Raw genomic sequence first — 16151 nt, forward strand, 5'->3', positions numbered from 1 at the left:
GCCCCATTTGTCCCGGGCCCTCCCAGCGAGTAAGATTCCCCCCAAACGTCAATTCGCAAGGCCCTCCATGTCCACTCAATACAATGCGGATGCCATTGAGGTCCTCAATGGCCTTGAACCGGTGCGTCGCCGCCCCGGCATGTACACCGACACCACCCGGCCCAATCACCTCGGCCAGGAGGTCATCGACAACAGCGTCGACGAGGCGCTGGCGGGTCACGCCCGCAATCTGGAGGTGATCCTGCACGAGGATCAGTCCCTCGAGGTGATCGACGACGGTCGCGGCATGCCGGTGGACATCCACCCGGAGGAAGGGGTCTCCGGCGTGGAGCTGATCCTCTGCAAGCTGCACGCGGGGGGCAAGTTCTCCAACAAGAACTACCAGTTCTCCGGCGGCTTGCACGGGGTAGGGATCTCCGTGGTGAACGCCCTCTCCGATCGGGTCGAGGTGACGGTGCGCCGCGACGGCCAGGTCTATGACATCGCCTTCGAGCGTGGCGAGAAAGTGTCTGATCTGACCATCACCGGCACCTGCGGACGCCGCAACACCGGCACCCGGGTGCGCTTCTGGCCAGAAGCGCGCTACTTCGATTCGCCGCGCTTCTCGGTCTCCAAGCTGGAGCACCTGCTCAAAGCCAAGGCCGTGCTCTGCCCGGGCCTCACCATCAAGTTCCTCGACAAGAACACCGGCATCAAGCTTGAGTGGTGCTATGAAGACGGCCTCAAGGATTACCTCATCGATGCGGTCAAGCAGTTCACCTGCCTGCCGGAGCAGCCCTTCGTCGGCTCTTTCAGCTCCGAGCAGTCGGCGGTGGACTGGGCCCTGTGCTGGTTGCCGGAAGGGGGCGAGTGCCTCGCCGAATCCTATGTGAACCTCATTCCCACCGCGCTCGGTGGCACTCATGTCAACGGCCTGCGCCAGGGGCTGCTCGACGCCATGCGCGAGTTCTGCGAGTTCCGCAACCTCTTGCCCCGCGGGGTCAAGCTGACCCCGGAAGACATCTGGGATCGCTGCGCCTACATCCTCTCCATCAAGATGCAGGACCCGCAGTTTGCCGGCCAGACCAAGGAGCGACTGTCGTCCCGCCAGAGCTCGGCCTTCGTGTCGGGCGTGGTGAAGGATGCCTTCAGCCTTTACTTGAACAGCAACACCGAGCTGGCCGAACAGTTGGCGGAGCTCTGCATCTCCAGCGCCCAGCGCCGGATGCGCGCCGCCAAGACGGTGGTGCGCAAGAAGATAACGCAAGGCCCGGCCCTGCCCGGCAAGCTCACCGATTGCGGCTGCGCCGACCCCATGCAGGGGGAGCTCTTCCTGGTGGAGGGTGACTCCGCGGGCGGCAGTGCCAAGCAGGCGCGGGATCGCGAATTCCAGGCCATCATGCCGCTTCGCGGCAAGATCCTGAACACCTGGGAGGTGGAGGCCGGTCAGGTGCTCGCCTCGCAAGAAGTACACGACATCTCGGTGGCGATCGGGCTTGACCCCGACTCCGACGATCTCAGTGGCCTGCGCTACGGCAAGGTGTGCATCCTCGCGGATGCGGACTCGGACGGTCTGCACATCGCCACCCTGCTCTGCGCCCTCTTTGTGAAGCACTTCCGCACGCTGGTGGAGAAGGGCCATGTCTATGTGGCCATGCCGCCCCTCTATCGTATCGACATCGGCAAGGAGGTCTTCTACGCCCTCGACGAGGACGAGAAGAACGGCGTGCTGCAACGGGTCGAAGCCGAGAAGAAGAAGGGCAAGGTGATGGTGACCCGATTCAAGGGGCTGGGTGAGATGAACCCCAAGCAGTTGCGGGAAACCACCATGGATCCCAACACCCGCCGCCTGGTGCAGCTCACCATGGGCGCGGAAGGGGAAGATGGGGACGAGACCCTGCAACTGATGGACATGCTGCTGGCCAAGAAGCGCGCCGGTGATCGCCGCGAATGGCTGGAAGAGAAGGGCAACCTCGCCATCATCTAAAGCGAGTCGCAAGTACCCCACCCCGGCCCTCCCCTTCGCAAGGGGAGGGGGCCAAGCCTCTCCTCCCCCTCATGGAGGGGGAGGTTGGGAGGGGGTCTTGTGATTCACCGTCGGCCCCCTGCCGACCCGCATTTCCGGCGTGCCCTCTGAGGGCGCGCCATAGCAAGAGAACAACCTTATGAGTGATGCTATCGAGCTCAGTCTGTTGGATGAAGTAGAGCGCCAACCAGCTCCCGAACCGAAAGAGATAATCACATGAGTGATGCCATCGAGCTCAGTCTGGACGGGGTAGAGCGCCAGCCAATGCGCACCTTTACCGAGCAGGCTTACTTGAACTACTCCATGTACGTCATCATGGATCGGGCCTTGCCGCATATCGGCGACGGCCTCAAGCCCGTGCAGCGGCGCATCATCTACGCCATGAGCGAGCTGGGTCTGTCGGCGCTGTCCAAGCACAAGAAGTCCGCCCGTACCGTGGGTGACGTGCTGGGTAAATATCACCCCCATGGCGACAGCGCCTGTTACGAAGCCATGGTGCTGATGGCCCAGCCCTTCTCCTACCGCTACCCGCTGGTGGACGGTCAGGGCAACTGGGGTGCGCCGGACGATCCCAAATCCTTCGCCGCCATGCGTTATACCGAGGCGCGGCTGTCGCGCTTCTCCGAACTGCTGCTCTCAGAGCTCGGGCAAGGCACGGTGGAGTGGACGCCGAACTTCGACGGCACCATGAAGGAGCCCGTGGTGCTGCCCGCCCGCCTGCCGCACATCCTGCTCAACGGGGTGACCGGCATCGCGGTAGGTATGGCGACCGATATCCCGCCCCACAACGCGCGGGAAGTGGCCCACGCCTGCGTGGAGCTGCTGGATAACCCCAATGCCGGCCTGGATGCCCTGATGGCCCATGTGCAGGGGCCGGATTACCCGACCAATGCCGAGATCATCACGCCCCGCGACGACATCCGCAAAATCTACGAGACCGGCAAGGGCTCCATCAAGCAGCGGGCGGTGTGGAGCGAGGAGGATGGCGACATCGTCATCACGGCGCTGCCCCATCAGGCCTCAGGCGCCAAGATCATGGAGCAGATCGCCGCCCAGATGGTGGCGAAAAAGCTGCCCATGGTGACCGACCTGCGCGATGAATCGGACCACGAGAACCCGACCCGTCTGGTGATCGTGCCGCGCTCCAACCGGGTGGACGTGGAGGGGCTGATGGCCCACCTGTTCGCCACCACGGACTTGGAGAAGAACTACCGGGTCAACCTCAACATCCTGGGTCTGGACAACCGGCCCCAGGTGAAAGACCTCAAGACCATCCTCACCGAGTGGCTGAGCTTTCGCCGCGAGACGGTGCGCCGCCGCCTGCAGTATCGCCTCGACAAGGTGCTGGCCCGCCTGCACATCCTCGAAGGCTTGCTCATTGCCTACCTCAACATCGACGAGGTGATCGAGATCATCCGTACCGAAGAGGAGCCGGGCCGGGTGATGACGGAGCGTTTCAACATCAGCGAGACCCAGGCCGAGGCGATCCTCGAGCTCAAACTGCGCCACCTGGCCAAGCTCGAAGAGTTCAAGCTGCGCGCCGAGCAGAATGAACTGGCGGAAGAGCGCGACAAGCTGGAACTGATCCTGGGTTCCGAGCGTCGTCTCAGCACCCTGCTGAAAAAAGAGATCCTGGCGGACGCCGAGAAGTACGGTGACGATCGCCGCACCCCGCTGGTGGAGCGTGCCACCGCCGTGGCTCTGACCGAGAAGGAGCTCACCCCGAGCGAGCCGGTCACCGTGATCCTGTCCGACAAGGGGTGGGTGCGCGCCGCCAAGGGCCACGACGTGGATGTGGAGGGCCTCTCCTACAAGGCGGGGGACAACTACCTCACCCACGCCTTTGGCCGCAGCAACCAGCAGGCGGTGTTCCTCTCCACCCTGGGGCGCACCTACTCCCTGGAGGCCCATACTCTGCCCTCTGCCCGCAGTCAGGGCGAGCCGCTCACCGGCCGCTTCGCGCTGGGGGCCGGTGAAGAGGTGCGTCATCTGGTGATGGGTAACGAGGGCGAGCCGTATCTGATCTGTTCTGATGCCGGTTACGGCTTCGTCTGCCAATACGACGACCTGACGGCTAAGAACAAGAACGGCAAGGCGCTGCTGACCGTGCCGGAAGGGGGCATCGTCATGGCGCCCCAGAGGATAGGCGCGCCGGACACGGATCTCTGCATGGCCATCTCCAACGAGGGGCGCATGCTGCTGTTCCCGCTCAATACCCTGCCGGTACTCGGCAAGGGCAAGGGCAACAAGCTCATCAGCATCCCGTCGGCGCGGGTGAAGGCGCGGGAGGAGTTTGTGGTGATGGCCGCCGTCATCCCGCAGGGCCAGTCGGTGACCCTGTTTGCCGGCAAGCGCAAGCTGACCCTGAAACCTTCGGATCTCGATTACTACCGCGGCGAGCGCGGTCGCCGCGGCGCCAAACTGCCCCGCGGTCTGCAGCGAGTCGATCGCATCGAGATTGAAACCGTCGTCGGCGCCGAGCCGGCAGCCGGGGAAAATCAGGAAGGGTAATAAATAGAAGGGAGCATTAATTGCTCCCTTCTTTTGAGTAAACGGATGACCTAATGTATTACCTTTGTTCTCGACAAAACAGTGCTTCCTAATTTTTAATTAAGTCTGAGTATGTACAGGTTTGATTAAAATCATATACCCCTGAATATAGCTCGGGATTTAAATAATCATGTTATTGTAGGGATATAAAGCCTTTGCCTATTGCATAAATTGAAATAATTGATGGGGCAAGAGTCTCTATGCCAAATTGAATAACCCCCAGCCTCTTATATTTAATTAAGACAGAATGTAATAACTCTAAGTTAATGCTCTTATTTGTGGCAAGGCAGTGTAATTCTTCTATAATACAATCAAGGCCGTCATTTTTTATAATCTCATCATATTCTTTTCGGTGTGATTCGTGGTCGTCACCTTTTAGAATGGACAGTTCATCATGCATTTTTTTTCTAATGTTTATTTTTTCTTCAGATTTTTTTGCTAGTAAAACAGCTCGATCATAATTAGCTTTAGATTGAGATGAATATATCCTATTTAAGTCGTTTATTTTAGCGATAGCGGGTAATATATGGTGGTAACGAATGCGATAATCAATGGCTGCCCCAAGACAAAATAGTATGAGGGTAGCGATGGAAAGTGACATTAGTATAATTGTTAGACTATCTATCCCGTTGGTTTTAAAACTAAACCATGCAACATCAGTTTTGGTTATTTCAATTATATCCATGCTAACAAAAATCAACATAATAGAAAATAATAGTAATGCTAATTGACGTTTTCGAGTTAGTTCACTAAAAGGGTCATGAAATAGAGTTTTTCCGATATTAGATATGTGTTCGTGGATATCTTGATTATCTTCGCTCATCTTTATAGCCTATTAGTATTAAATGAAGAATTAGGGCGTTGTAGGGTGATATAAAATGTCGATTCAATTTATTGGTTAGTTATTTTATTAATTTTTATCCTCGTAAATATATAAGATTATAAAAGTTAGTATGTATTGCCATGCAGATTCCTCATTTGGAGCTCAGCTGATGTTACAGCAGTTTCCGATAGCATGCAAAATCGTCTGCCCTTATTATGGTTCGATCTTTCTGGTTTTTAGGGGATTTAGCTCAGGGGAGGAACGTTCAAGTCTAAGGGTCGTAGGTTTGATTAGCGAAGCGTAATCAGACGTTCGCGAAAACAGGTTGCCGCCATTCTGCTGGTAATTCATCTGCTCTCTATACCCATAACCACGAGTCTGCGGTGTGGCCGATTACGCTTCGCTAATCGACCCTACTTGATCCAACTCTCTGCTGCTTGCCGATTGTTGCTGCCTTGATGGCTTGACGTTGGCTCGATACGGTTCCCTCTCCCTTGGGAGAGGGCTAGGGTGAGGGGGGCGGGCTGGTCGGGTGTAGCAACCTGGCGGCATTACACCTCTGAATCTCAGTTATTGAAATTCCACGCAATCGGCAGCTCGACGTCGAAGACAAGTACATCCCCGTCGAGGTGAAAGGGCAGGCTGGTCTGGTGTTGGTCGTACTCATTGATAATCAGGCAGCTCTCGGCGAAGTTGGACTCGTAGTTGATATGGGCCAACCCCTCACGGTCGTCAGCGAGTTCGATGCTGAGCACCCGCAGCGGATCTTTCTGGCTGAGCTTGACCCGGCTGTCCCCCACGTCCACCAGCCGCTCCAGCAGGGGGAAGAAGTCCTGCTTGTTCGCCTCGATGGCCCGGGTGATGGCCTGCTCCAGCTCGGCGCGGCTGGCAAGGGGGCCATTTAGCGTATAGCGGGTCTGTATCCTCTCCTGGGTCATAAACGGTTCCTCTCAGATGTTGCCGGCGGGGGCCTTAGTCCTGGCTGCGATGGGGCGCTCAGGCGGGGATGCGGCCATTGCGCACCAGCGCCCGGCGGATGTTCTTGCACAGCTTGCCGAAGCTGTAGAGCTCGTCGAAGGTGGGCGGGATGCCGCGATCGATCTGATATTGCCAGTAGCAGAGGTCCGTATCCACCAGCTCCATCAGCTTCTTGGGGCAGCCGATGCAGGTGTTGTCCGGCCCGCACTTGAAGGTATCCGGTTGGTAGAGCGGAAATTCCGCCTTCACGGCGTCGATGATCTGCTGCATCGCGGTGATCCTGTCGGGCTTTCTGCTCACGGCCTTGCTCCCCTGCGGCTTGTATGGGGGAGTCATTATATCCCTGTCAAAAATGGGGCCAATGACGCTTACGGGGTAGTTTTCTGCCGAGGGTGGTGGCCATTGCTAGTGTTCGTGCTAAAAACGGGACGCTGGATAGCACAACGCCCGGCAAGCCGGGCGTTGGAACAGCGTGAAGGGGAAAGCCCGTCATCAGAAGTCGTGATAGAGGGGCCAGCCGAGCAGGGGGTGGCGGATCCCGGCGCGCATCTCCATGTTGTCGAGCTTCTCCGGCGAGGCGTCCTCTTTTTGCAACTGCTGGTACTGACGCACAAAGCCGAGGGTATGCAGCAGGTTGGGCACAAAGCCCGGGCTCAGCTCCTGACGCAGGGCGGCGGCCATGTCGACGGGCAGCGCGCTCAGCATCAGGGTGAGCTGGGCGGCGAGGTAGTCTGTGTCGTACCAGCCCTCGTCGAGCTCAATCTCCCGCGCCAGTTTGCGCTTGAGATCCTGCTTCACCTTGAGCGGGGCGGCGCCACTGCCCTTGCCGCAGAGGATGCGGTAGAGCAGCGCCTCGGCCAGCTTGTCCTCCATGGTGGGGTGGTCGCTCTCGCAGGCGAAGAAGTGCTGGTCGATGAGCTCCATCAGGCGGCTCTTGTTGTGCTCGGTCAGCGCCTTCTCGTACTCCTGCCACCCTTGCCACTCCTCCACATCGGGCGGGCTCGAGATCTTGTCCAGCAGGCGCGCATCCACGTCACCGTAGAGGCTGTTGCCAGCCTGCTTGGGGCTGACGGTGATGAGCATGGACCAGCCTTTCTGGAACGGCTTGATGGGGCCTTCCGGTGCCTGCAACAGGGCCAGGGCCTTGGCCGGATCCCGTTGGGAGAGCTCCTGCAGACCGAGGCTCACCACGCCGATGACGTCGTGGGCGGCCTGCTCCAGCAGGTGCATCTTGTACTTGTTGTAGTACTTGTCGGCGAATTTGAGGCTCATCAGCACCGCCTTGCCCTTGATGGCGGCGAGCTGCTGCTGACTCAAGAGTTCGTTGTCGCGGCCAAAGCGCAGCACCTGGGTCAGAAAGGGGCCCTGGTTGGCATCGCGAATGACTAACTGCATGAATGGGCTCCTTAATCCAGAAAGCTGAACATGTCGTCGACGTCACCGTACTCGTCTTCCTCGACCTTGTTCTTCTCTTTGGCCTGCATCACCAGCTCGGCGGCAAACTTGTTGATGATGCCGTCCCAGGTGGAGTGCTCGTTGCGCAGCAGCGACTTGATGGATTTTTCCACCTCGGGGGCCAGCTCGCGAATGAGCATCAAGAGGCTGCGCGGGTCGTCCAGCGCATAGTCGTGGCTGTCTTCGGCCTGCTGGCGCTCGCTGTAGCGCAGGGACTCTTCGAGATCTTCCTCTTCGGCGTGCAGCACGTCGCGATAGCCTTCGTCCTCTTCATAGCGATCGCCGCGATAGAACTCGATAAAGGGGATGGCGAGGTAGAAGAGACCGGCCGGATCTTCGGCCACGCACTCGAGGATCTCCCGCTGCTTGGCCTCGCTCTCCTGGGTGCGGATCAGGTAGTTGAGGAAGTCGAAGGTGTGCTGTTGCAGCTCGTCGGCGTTGTTCTTGATCGCCTCTTCCCAGTAGAGGGGCTGCTGGCAGACGATGTCGCGGATCCGCTCCGGGGTCATCAGCTCGGAGATGATGGAGGGGAAGGAGATGTCGTGCTGGCCGTTGATCTGGGTCAGGGTAACGATATCAATGTTTTCAATCACTTCTGCCAACTGGTCGTCAGACATGGTCTTGGCGATCAGCTCGAACTTCTCGCTGGCCTGCTTCGGCTCGATGACGGCCAGCTCTTTGATCTCGATGGCGGTAATTTCTATCAGACTGTTGCTCATGCCTTGCCCCAATTAGAAACGGACTTCGTCGTACATATCCTGATCGCCGTCGTCATCACCATAGCGGCCACTGCCGCCGTGGTAGTCGGCGTCGGCATCTTCCCCGTCTTCCTCTTCTTCGTCCCGCAGCTCGTAATCGTCATCAGCGCGGTGGCTGCCGCGCGGCAGCGGGTTGTCCAGCAGGAACAGCACGGCGCAGGCCTCCATCAGCTGATCTTCGCTCTGTGCCCGCACCGCCTTGACCAGCGGCAGGATGGCGTTGTTGAAGCCGACGCTCACCTTGAACTCGTCCCAGGAGGGCTGCTCGCCGCTGGCGAGCCACTTGTTCCACTGCGACTTGGCCTTGGCCGGGAACTGCACCCGGCCATAGAGGGCGAGCGGCAGGTATTCGGGCATGAACTCCAGCATGCTCATGTCGGCCAGCAGCAGGGCCTTCATCTGGTCGGTGAACTGCTCGAGCCCCTTGGGGTCATCCTGATCCCGGTAGGATTCGATGTTCTCGCTGGCATCGCTTTGCAGGGCCTTGAGCCGTGCCTGGTCCCATTTTTTTTGCATAGTCGCTCTTCTTGCCTGGTGGCTCAGGGGTAGAACTGGTCCCACATCTCCTGCATGGCAGCAGCGGGATCGGTCACGATGACGTTGTTGAAATCCTTGATAAAGGCGGCCCGCTGTTTCGGATCGGACAGCACTTCATAGGCCTGCTTTACCTGGTGCAGCCGGGCGGCTGCCTGCTCTTTCTCTTCTTCGCTCGCCCCGTGCAGCTTGTCGGGGTGGTACTGGTTCGACAGCCGTCGATAGGCTTTTTTGATGTCGTTTTCACTGGCGTTGGACTTGACGCCCAACACCCGGAAGTAGTTGTTCATGACGGATCCTGCCTCACTGGCATGGTGGAATTCATCCTGTGTCGACCTGGTGGCGCAACGTCGGCAAACCAGGCTCGGCAAAAACCGGAGATTTTAACGGAAAGCCGGCGCCTCTGCCATGAAAGTGCGGTCTTTCTGTACGAAAAGAGCGGGCGGTGCGAGATGGCGGCGGGGCTACACTGGCAGAGGGGGGCGGCAGGCCCCGGCGTTGCCCGACCCCCTCTTGTCCGAACCATCCGGATTCTGCCGTCACAAGGAGTCATCGCCATGGTCAAGTCCGCGTTTTTCGTGCTCGCGCTGGCAGGCAGTGCCGCCTCTGCCAGCGACATATTGCCCGTCTCGCCGCTGATGGGGGATGTCACCAAGGCCCAGTTCATGGAGCGCGCCGCCCAGCGCTTTGCCCTGCAAGACAAAAACGGTGACGGCGTGCTGTCGGTTGCCGAGAAAGAGGCCAGCCTGGCAAAGCTGGCTGGCGTGATGCAACAGGCTGGCAAGCCGGTCCCGGAGCGGATGAGCCAGCTCAAGCCGTCGCGGGAGACCACCAGGGCCCAGTTCATGGCGCGGCAGGAGGCGCTCTTCTCTCGCCTGGACAAGAACGGTGACGGGGTGATCGGGGAGTCTGAGCGTCTCGACATCAAGGCCAATCTGGAGAAGCGGGCGATGGAGGCCGCCCAATAGGGCGGGTTGTCAGCCCTCTGATGAAAAAGAGCCCGGTAGCGATACCGGGCTCTTTGCATCTCTGGCATGAAGGGGACTACCAGCTTGCCCAGAGCAGCCGCAACCTGAGCCCCCAGGCGCTGCTCCAGCCGGTGGTGCTGCTCACCAGAGCCCCATCCTTGATGACGAGGAAGGTTGGTGTCACCCCCACCTGCCAGCGGGCGGCCAGATCCCCGGACTCGTCGTTGTGGGTGGGGAAGGTCAGCCCCTTCTTCGCCATCCCGGCGCGCAACGGCTCATCGCTGCCGGAGCGCAGGGCCACCGTCAGCACATTTTCGCCCTCCTGCCAGAGCTGCTCCACCGTGGGAGTGGTGAAGCGGCACACCCCGCACCAGCTGGCCCAGTAGTAGACCAGCAGGGGCTTGCCGCGGCTCTGCTCGGCCAGCGTGGTGGTGGTGCCGTCCTGCAGGGTGAAGGGGGCCTCCATGGCCCCCGCCGGCAGGGTGGGGCTGCGCCACAGATCCACCAGGGTGGTGATGACGAGCGCCATCAGCAGCAGCCAGAGCGCCTCCTTGCCCCAGCGGCGCCAGCGGGGGGCCTTTATGCCTGCATCCTCGGCCATGGCTTAGCTCCGCTTGGCCAGCTCGGCTTTGACCAGCTGCTCCAGCTCGTCATAGGGAATGGCGCCCGGCACCAGCTGGTTGCCGATAAGGGTCGCCGGGGTGCCTTGCACGCCCAGCAGGGTGCCGATGCGCAGGCTGTTGCGCAGCTCCTCGGTGGCCTTGCCTGCGGGCTTGAGGGCCAGGTTGTCGGTGGCGGCCAGCGCCTTGTTGATGTCCGTCTCGGTCAGCATCCCCTGCTTGCTCATGAGCTTGTCGTGCAGGGGGAGGAAGCGGGCAGGATCCTGTTGCCACAGGGTCAGGCTGTACTGGGCCGCCTTGGCGGAGGTCTGCCCCTTGAACGGCAGCAGCTTGATCACCAGCCCCAGATCGTCCGGATAGGCCGCGAGCAGCTTGGCGACCGCCGGGTCGAACTGCTTGCAGTAGGGGCAGTTGTAGTCGGTGAACAGCACCAGGGTCAGCTTGGGATGCTTGGCACCGAGGCGCGGGCTGGTGGGGCTGTTGAACAGCACATCCTGGTTGCCCTTGATGAAGTCACCCATCTGGGCCTGCTGGGTCGCGGCGTTCTGTTTCTCCCAGGATTCGGCTGCCTCGTCGAGGATCCCGGGGTTGGCGATCAGGGTCTCGCGAATGAGCTCCTTGATGCGGGCCTCCTGCTCCGGGGTGAAGGGGGCGGCGTGCAGCGTGGGGGTGCCCAGGGTGGCGGCTACCAGGGCGGTGCAGAGGGTCAGGGTTCGCAGTCTCATGGCATTCTCCTTAGAAATGGGTGGCATCGGCCTGAACGAGGCCGGCCTTGTGCAAGCTGTCGAGCAAGTCGGCCTTGTCCAGCAGGGGAGAGAGGATCTCCCCTTCCGGCAGGCCGGGCCCGTAGATCTGGTTGAAGGGAACGGCGGCGGCGCCACGCTGGCGCAGGAAGACGGAGATGGCATCGCTCGGCCGGCTCCAGTCGCCGCGAAGGGCTACCACGTCCGGGGCCGACAGGGCGCGCTGCACCTCGTCACGCAGCAGCACGTTGTATTTGTTGGCCTTGCAGGTGACGCACCAGTCGGCGGTGACATCCACGAAGACCCGCTTGTTCTGGGCCAGGGCGTCGGCGATGGCCTGCTCGGAGAGCGGCTGCCAGGCGATGCGATCGACGCTGCCACTCCCTTTCACCGTGAGGGCGCCCCCCAGCAGCAGGGCGCCGCCGATGAGTGCCGAGAGGGAGAGGGCCAGCGTGAAACCGCGCAGGCCATAGCGCCAGAGGATGCCCATCAGCAGCGCCAGCACCATGGCGGCCATCAGCCAGCCGGTGGCCGTGCTGCCCAGATGGTTGCCAAGCAGGCTCGCCAGCCAGAGGCTGGAGCCCAGCATCATCAGCCCGAGCAGGATGCGCAGTCGCCCCATCCAGCGGCCCGGTTTGGGCAGCCAGAGGGCGAGGCGCGGCAGGGCCGCCACCAGCAGCCAGGGCAGGCTCATGCCAAGGCCGAGGGCCGTGAAGATGAGCCAGAGCTGGCCGAGGGGCGCCGCCAGGGCAAAGGCCACCGCGGTGCCGAGGAAGGGGGCCGAGCAGGGGGTCGCGAGCAGGGTGGCGAAACTCCCCTGCAGGAAGTGGCCGCCGAGCCCCTTGCCGCCACGGGTGGCGAGGCGAGTGCTGAGATTGCTGGGCAACCTTATCTCGAACAAGCCCAGCAGGTTGGCGCAAAACAGCAGGGTGACCAGCACCATGAAGCCGATGAAACCGGCGCTCTGGAACTGGATCCCCCAGCCGACCGCCCCTTGTGTGGCGCGCAGCAGGCTGCTCATGGCCGCCAGCACCCAGAAGGAGGTGATTATCCCGGCGCTGGCGGCGAGGAACTGCTTGCGCACGCCTCCTTGTTCGCGCCCCTGCTGCTGCAACACGGTGCCGAGTTTCAGGGCCAGCACCGGCAGCACGCAGGGCATCAGGTTGAGGATGAGGCCGCCGAGCAGCGCCGCCCCCAGCAGCCATAGAAGTGGCTGCCCCGGGGCCGGCAGGGCGAGGGGATCGGCGATGGTGGCGCGGGTCTGCCAGGCCTGATCGCCGCTGGTGAGCAGCAGGCCGAGGGATTGACCGCGCAAGTCAGGGGCATCCCCCTGCCAGCCGTCGCTGACCGGCACCCGGGCGATCAGGGTGGTGCCGCTTACCTCGAGCGCGGGCTTGCCGAACTCGGCCCCCTCCAGCGCATCGATGAAGAGCGCAGGTTCCTGCCAGCCTTCTGCCCGCTCGGCCCGCAGTTGCAGCTGGTTATGCTGGTAGCCGAGCTCGACCCGGGTGTCGGCGGGCAGCGTCTGTGGCAGGGTGCTCATGGCCCGGGCCCAGGCGAAGTCAAAGCCGGCCGGCGCCTGCCCATCCGCCGCCAGGGTGAAGGGGTAGTCGGTCAGGATGCAGACATTGCTGCAGGTGGAGAGGCGCAAGGTGCCCTTGAGCGGCTGTCCGGCCGGGTAGCCCAGGTTCAGGGGGAAGCGTACCTGCTCCTGATAGCCCTGGGTGCTGAGCCCGGCCACCTCGAAGGGACGCGGAGTGGGCCAGTGCCACTGGAAGTCGCCGACCGGCTCATCCCACAGGATCTGGGGCGCTATGCCCCCTTCACCCGGGCTGTGCCAGTAGGTCTTCCAGCCTGACGCCAGCTGGACATCGAGCAGGATGCGGGTCTGATCCGGGACGCTGCGGTCGGCTTGCAGCCTGACCTTGGCGTGACTGTTCTGGGGGCGGGTGAGCCACCCCGTATCGCTGGCCAATCCGCTGGATTGCCACAGCAGGCTGCCCAGTAGCAGGGCCGCCTTGAAGAGATTCGACATGTGTTGGGTCTCGCAAAAAAATGAGTGACAGCAGGCTGAAAAAGCGCGGCTGAACTCATTCCCGCCAGACGCAGAGGGTGAGGTGCAGTCGCCGCTCCGGCGGCGAGACATTGATGGGGGGAGGCAGTGCCGGCGCGCGCCGTGACAGGGGCACCAGCAGGGCAATCACGAAGGCGATGGCGAAGAAGAGTTGCTCCACGCACAGCAGACTGGCGGCGCTCAGCCACTTGCCGTTGAGCTGGCAGCTATTGGGCTGCACACTGGCGGGCGTGCTCTTGTCGGCCTGGTCGTCGGCTGAGGCGAACTGGGGCAGGGTCTGGCAACTCACTGCGTGATCGAGCAGGGCGAGGCGGGCCAGCGGCTGGGCCGCGCAATTGAGCACCAGCAGGCAGACCAGCAGCAGGAGTCGTGTCGCCGCGCGTTGTTGCAAAATCATGCTCGCCCCGTTCATCAAGATGGCCACATCCTAGCGGGCAATGGCGGGTGGGGCAAGCCGGGGTGGCCGGTGGCGTCCGGGGCTGGTCGGTTCTGTCTGGCGAACGCTTGTTCGCTAAAAGGGGGACCAGTATACTGCGCCGAGTCAAATTCCGAGGTGTTCGATGCTCAAACTTGCCCGTGTGCTGCTGCTGGCACTGCTGCTCGTCTTCTGGTTCCTGTTCGGCCTGTTGCTTTGTCTGGTGCGCCCGCGCCACCCGAACAACGTCTATGTCTTCGCCCGCATGTATCATGCGGTCTGCCCGCTGATCGGCCTCAAGGTCCGGGTGACGGTGGCCGACGAGGTCAAATCGGTGGGACCTGCGGTCTACGTCTGCAATCACCAGAGCAACTACGACATCTTCACCGTGACCGGCGCCGTGCAGCCCGGCGTGGTGGCGGTGGGCAAGAAGAGCCTGCTGTGGCTCCCCTTCTTCGGTCTCATCTTCTGGCTCTCCGGCAACGTGCTGATCGACCGCTCCAACCGCTCCCGCGCCATCGGCACCATCGGCCAGGTGGTGGATCGCATCAAGCATCGCGGCACCTCCATCTGGATGTTCCCGGAGGGGACCCGCTCCCAGGGGCGTGGTCTGCTGCCGTTCAAAGCGGGGGCCTTCCACACTGCCGTCCAGGCCGAGGTGCCCGTGGTGCCCATCGTCTGCTCCAGCTACTTCGGTCAGGTCGATCTCAACCGCTGGGACAACGGCGAGGTGCTGCTGGAAGTGATGGCCCCGGTGTGCAGCAAGGAGCACGGCGCCGCCGGCATCCGCGAGCTCTCCGACACCTGCCGGGAGAAGATGGAAGCCAAGCTGGCGGAGCTGGATGGCAAGCTTGGCCATCGGCCGGCGGCCTGAGCCCGGTTGCAGAGAAGAGAGGGAGCCGCTGGCTCCCTTTTTTATTGGTGAAAATCACCATCTTGTTGGTTTTTTTCACCACGCTGTATCCGGTGAACATCCATCGTTAACTTTCATCTAATTGTAAATAAAGGAAAAAATATTCTGGCACGGCTCTTGTAATGTCATGGGAAGAGAGTGACACCCCATCAACAAGGAGCCAGACCATGAGCGTATTCAGCCGCCTGACCGACGTGATCAATGCCAACCTGCACAGCCTGCTCGACAAGAGCGAAGAGCCGGAGAAGATGCTGCGGCTGATGATCGAGGAGATGGAGCAGGTCCAGGTCGAGATGAGAACCCAGGCCGCCCGCGTCATCGCCGAACAGAAACAGCTGGAGCGCCATCAGCAGGCGCTGCGCAACCAGATCCAGGAGTGGGCAGCCAAGGCCGAACTCGCCATCCAGAAGGGCCGCGAAGATCTGGCCCGTGCCGCCCTCACCGAGAAGCTGGCGGAGATGAAGCAGTGCGAGCGGCTGGAAGAAGACAAGGCGCGGGTGGCCGAGGTGCTGGCCCAGCTCACCGCCGACAGCGAGCGACTGGCGGCCAAGCTGACCGAGGCGCGGGAGAAGCAGAAGATGCTGACCCTGCGCGAGCAGACCGCCCACAGCCGCATCCGCGCCCGTGCCCAGGTGGACAACCAGCGCATGCACGAGCTGGTGGCCCGCTTCGACGGCTTCCAGAACCGGGTCGATCAGCTGGAGGCCCAGCTGGAGGCGGCGACCCTGGGGCAGAATCCGTCCCTCGAGGCCCAGTTCCGCGAGCTGGAGCTGAACGACGAGATTGAGCGGGAACTGGCCCGGCTCAAGGGTCAGAAGGTGGAGGCATAACCATGACACCCTGGCCCAAGGATCTCGCCCATCGCAAGCTGACCGGGGTCTGCGCCGGTCTTGCCAGAGGGCTGGGGGTGTCCAGAGTGACGGTGCGGGTGGTGGCCCTGCTCGCCCTGATCCTGATGCCGCCGCTGGCCCTGGCGCTCTATCTGGTGGGGGTGCTCGTCATGCCTCCCCGCCGTGAACTTCAACGCTGGCTGGGGTGATCTCCGGATCGCCCCGTCGGCAAGTGCAAGCCCGTGAGGAGCACAACATGCTGGAATTTATCGTCTTGATCCTGGTGCTGATCGGCATGGCGCTGACCGGATTCACCGTGCTGGCCATGCTGCTGGTGAGCGGGGTCTTCGTGCTGTTTGGCGCCCTGGCCGGCATGTTTGCCCTCATCATCAAGCTGGCGCCCTGGTTGCTGGTGGTGCTGGTGGTGTGCTGGCTCCTCAGCAACAGGCGCAAGCAGTCGAACACCTACCGTTAAGCCTCCCTGA

The 16151-nt window shown here is 61.6% G+C and carries 18 protein-coding genes; 7 read left to right on the forward strand and 11 right to left on the reverse strand.

What is annotated here, in order from left to right:
- Positions 1-67: 67 nt before the first annotated feature.
- A complete protein-coding gene (gene parE / locus AB5Y51_RS04915) occupies positions 68-1966 on the forward strand; it encodes a DNA topoisomerase IV subunit B (RefSeq protein ID WP_368178118.1) in 1899 nt (632 codons plus the stop codon).
- A 255-nt stretch (positions 1967-2221) separates the two neighbouring features.
- Complete coding sequence (gene parC, locus AB5Y51_RS04920) at positions 2222-4516, forward strand: DNA topoisomerase IV subunit A (protein ID WP_368178119.1); 2295 nt, start codon at positions 2222-2224, stop codon at positions 4514-4516.
- 172 nt (positions 4517-4688) lie between these two features.
- Here parC and AB5Y51_RS04925 read toward each other — a convergent pair whose 3' ends face one another.
- The 7 genes from AB5Y51_RS04925 to AB5Y51_RS04955 all read right to left on the reverse strand — a co-directional run bounded on the left by AB5Y51_RS04925 (position 4689) and on the right by AB5Y51_RS04955 (position 9393).
- Positions 4689-5378, reverse strand: coding sequence for a hypothetical protein (locus AB5Y51_RS04925; RefSeq protein WP_319909311.1), 690 nt, complete (start codon positions 5376-5378; stop codon positions 4689-4691).
- A 566-nt stretch (positions 5379-5944) separates the two neighbouring features.
- Positions 5945-6316, reverse strand: a complete 372-nt coding sequence (locus tag AB5Y51_RS04930; RefSeq protein ID WP_319909312.1) for a hypothetical protein — start codon at positions 6314-6316, stop codon at positions 5945-5947.
- Between the two features lie 58 nt (positions 6317-6374).
- Entirely contained in the window at positions 6375-6626 is a 252-nt protein-coding gene (locus AB5Y51_RS04935; RefSeq protein ID WP_005305289.1) for a hypothetical protein, read from the reverse strand.
- Positions 6627-6848: 222 nt separating this feature from the next.
- Positions 6849-7751 (reverse strand): hypothetical protein, encoded by a 903-nt coding sequence (locus AB5Y51_RS04940; protein WP_368178120.1) that lies wholly within the window; start codon positions 7749-7751, stop codon positions 6849-6851.
- An 11-nt stretch (positions 7752-7762) separates the two neighbouring features.
- A complete protein-coding gene (locus tag AB5Y51_RS04945; RefSeq protein WP_010672787.1) occupies positions 7763-8530 on the reverse strand; it encodes a hypothetical protein in 768 nt (255 codons plus the stop codon).
- A 12-nt stretch (positions 8531-8542) separates the two neighbouring features.
- The gene (locus tag AB5Y51_RS04950) at positions 8543-9085 is read right to left on the reverse strand and encodes a hypothetical protein (RefSeq protein ID WP_323913773.1); all 543 of its coding nucleotides are present in this window, start codon (positions 9083-9085) and stop codon (positions 8543-8545) included.
- Positions 9086-9108: 23 nt separating this feature from the next.
- A complete protein-coding gene (locus tag AB5Y51_RS04955) occupies positions 9109-9393 on the reverse strand; it encodes a DnaJ domain-containing protein (protein WP_024943298.1) in 285 nt (94 codons plus the stop codon).
- Positions 9394-9660: 267 nt separating this feature from the next.
- On the opposite strand from AB5Y51_RS04955, the gene AB5Y51_RS04960 reads away from it, so the two are divergent.
- Positions 9661-10071, forward strand: a complete 411-nt coding sequence (locus AB5Y51_RS04960; protein WP_368178121.1) for an EF-hand domain-containing protein — start codon at positions 9661-9663, stop codon at positions 10069-10071.
- Positions 10072-10147: 76 nt separating this feature from the next.
- On the opposite strand, the gene AB5Y51_RS04965 is transcribed toward AB5Y51_RS04960, so the two are convergent.
- The 4 genes from AB5Y51_RS04965 to AB5Y51_RS04980 are packed head-to-tail and all read right to left on the reverse strand — an operon-like array spanning position 10148 to position 13905.
- Positions 10148-10672 (reverse strand): protein disulfide oxidoreductase, encoded by a 525-nt coding sequence (locus tag AB5Y51_RS04965; protein WP_042014965.1) that lies wholly within the window; start codon positions 10670-10672, stop codon positions 10148-10150.
- A 3-nt stretch (positions 10673-10675) separates the two neighbouring features.
- On the reverse strand, positions 10676-11416 hold the full coding sequence (locus AB5Y51_RS04970; RefSeq protein ID WP_113069041.1) for a DsbA family protein: 741 nt from the start codon (positions 11414-11416) through the stop codon (positions 10676-10678).
- Positions 11417-11426: 10 nt separating this feature from the next.
- The gene (locus AB5Y51_RS04975) at positions 11427-13469 is read right to left on the reverse strand and encodes a protein-disulfide reductase DsbD family protein (RefSeq protein WP_368178122.1); all 2043 of its coding nucleotides are present in this window, start codon (positions 13467-13469) and stop codon (positions 11427-11429) included.
- A gap of 55 nt (positions 13470-13524) precedes the next feature.
- The gene (locus AB5Y51_RS04980; RefSeq protein ID WP_103244692.1) at positions 13525-13905 is read right to left on the reverse strand and encodes a hypothetical protein; all 381 of its coding nucleotides are present in this window, start codon (positions 13903-13905) and stop codon (positions 13525-13527) included.
- 163 nt (positions 13906-14068) lie between these two features.
- Between AB5Y51_RS04980 and AB5Y51_RS04985 the strand changes: the two genes are divergently transcribed.
- The 4 genes from AB5Y51_RS04985 (at position 14069) to pspG (ending at position 16141) form a co-directional block, all read left to right on the forward strand.
- The gene (locus AB5Y51_RS04985) at positions 14069-14797 is read left to right on the forward strand and encodes a 1-acylglycerol-3-phosphate O-acyltransferase (RefSeq protein ID WP_039039739.1); all 729 of its coding nucleotides are present in this window, start codon (positions 14069-14071) and stop codon (positions 14795-14797) included.
- Between the two features lie 206 nt (positions 14798-15003).
- Entirely contained in the window at positions 15004-15666 is a 663-nt protein-coding gene (gene pspA, locus AB5Y51_RS04990) for a phage shock protein PspA (protein ID WP_010672795.1), read from the forward strand.
- Positions 15667-15668: 2 nt separating this feature from the next.
- Positions 15669-15875, forward strand: a complete 207-nt coding sequence (locus AB5Y51_RS04995; RefSeq protein WP_010672796.1) for a PspC domain-containing protein — start codon at positions 15669-15671, stop codon at positions 15873-15875.
- 47 nt (positions 15876-15922) lie between these two features.
- Positions 15923-16141: an envelope stress response protein PspG gene (pspG, locus tag AB5Y51_RS05000; RefSeq protein ID WP_010672797.1), complete on the forward strand. Its 219-nt coding sequence runs from the start codon at positions 15923-15925 to the stop codon at positions 16139-16141.
- Positions 16142-16151: the final 10 nt, after the last annotated feature.

Origin of the sequence: Aeromonas sp. R7-1, from assembly GCF_040908115.1 — a bacterium.
GTDB lineage: Bacteria > Pseudomonadota > Gammaproteobacteria > Enterobacterales > Aeromonadaceae > Aeromonas > Aeromonas caviae.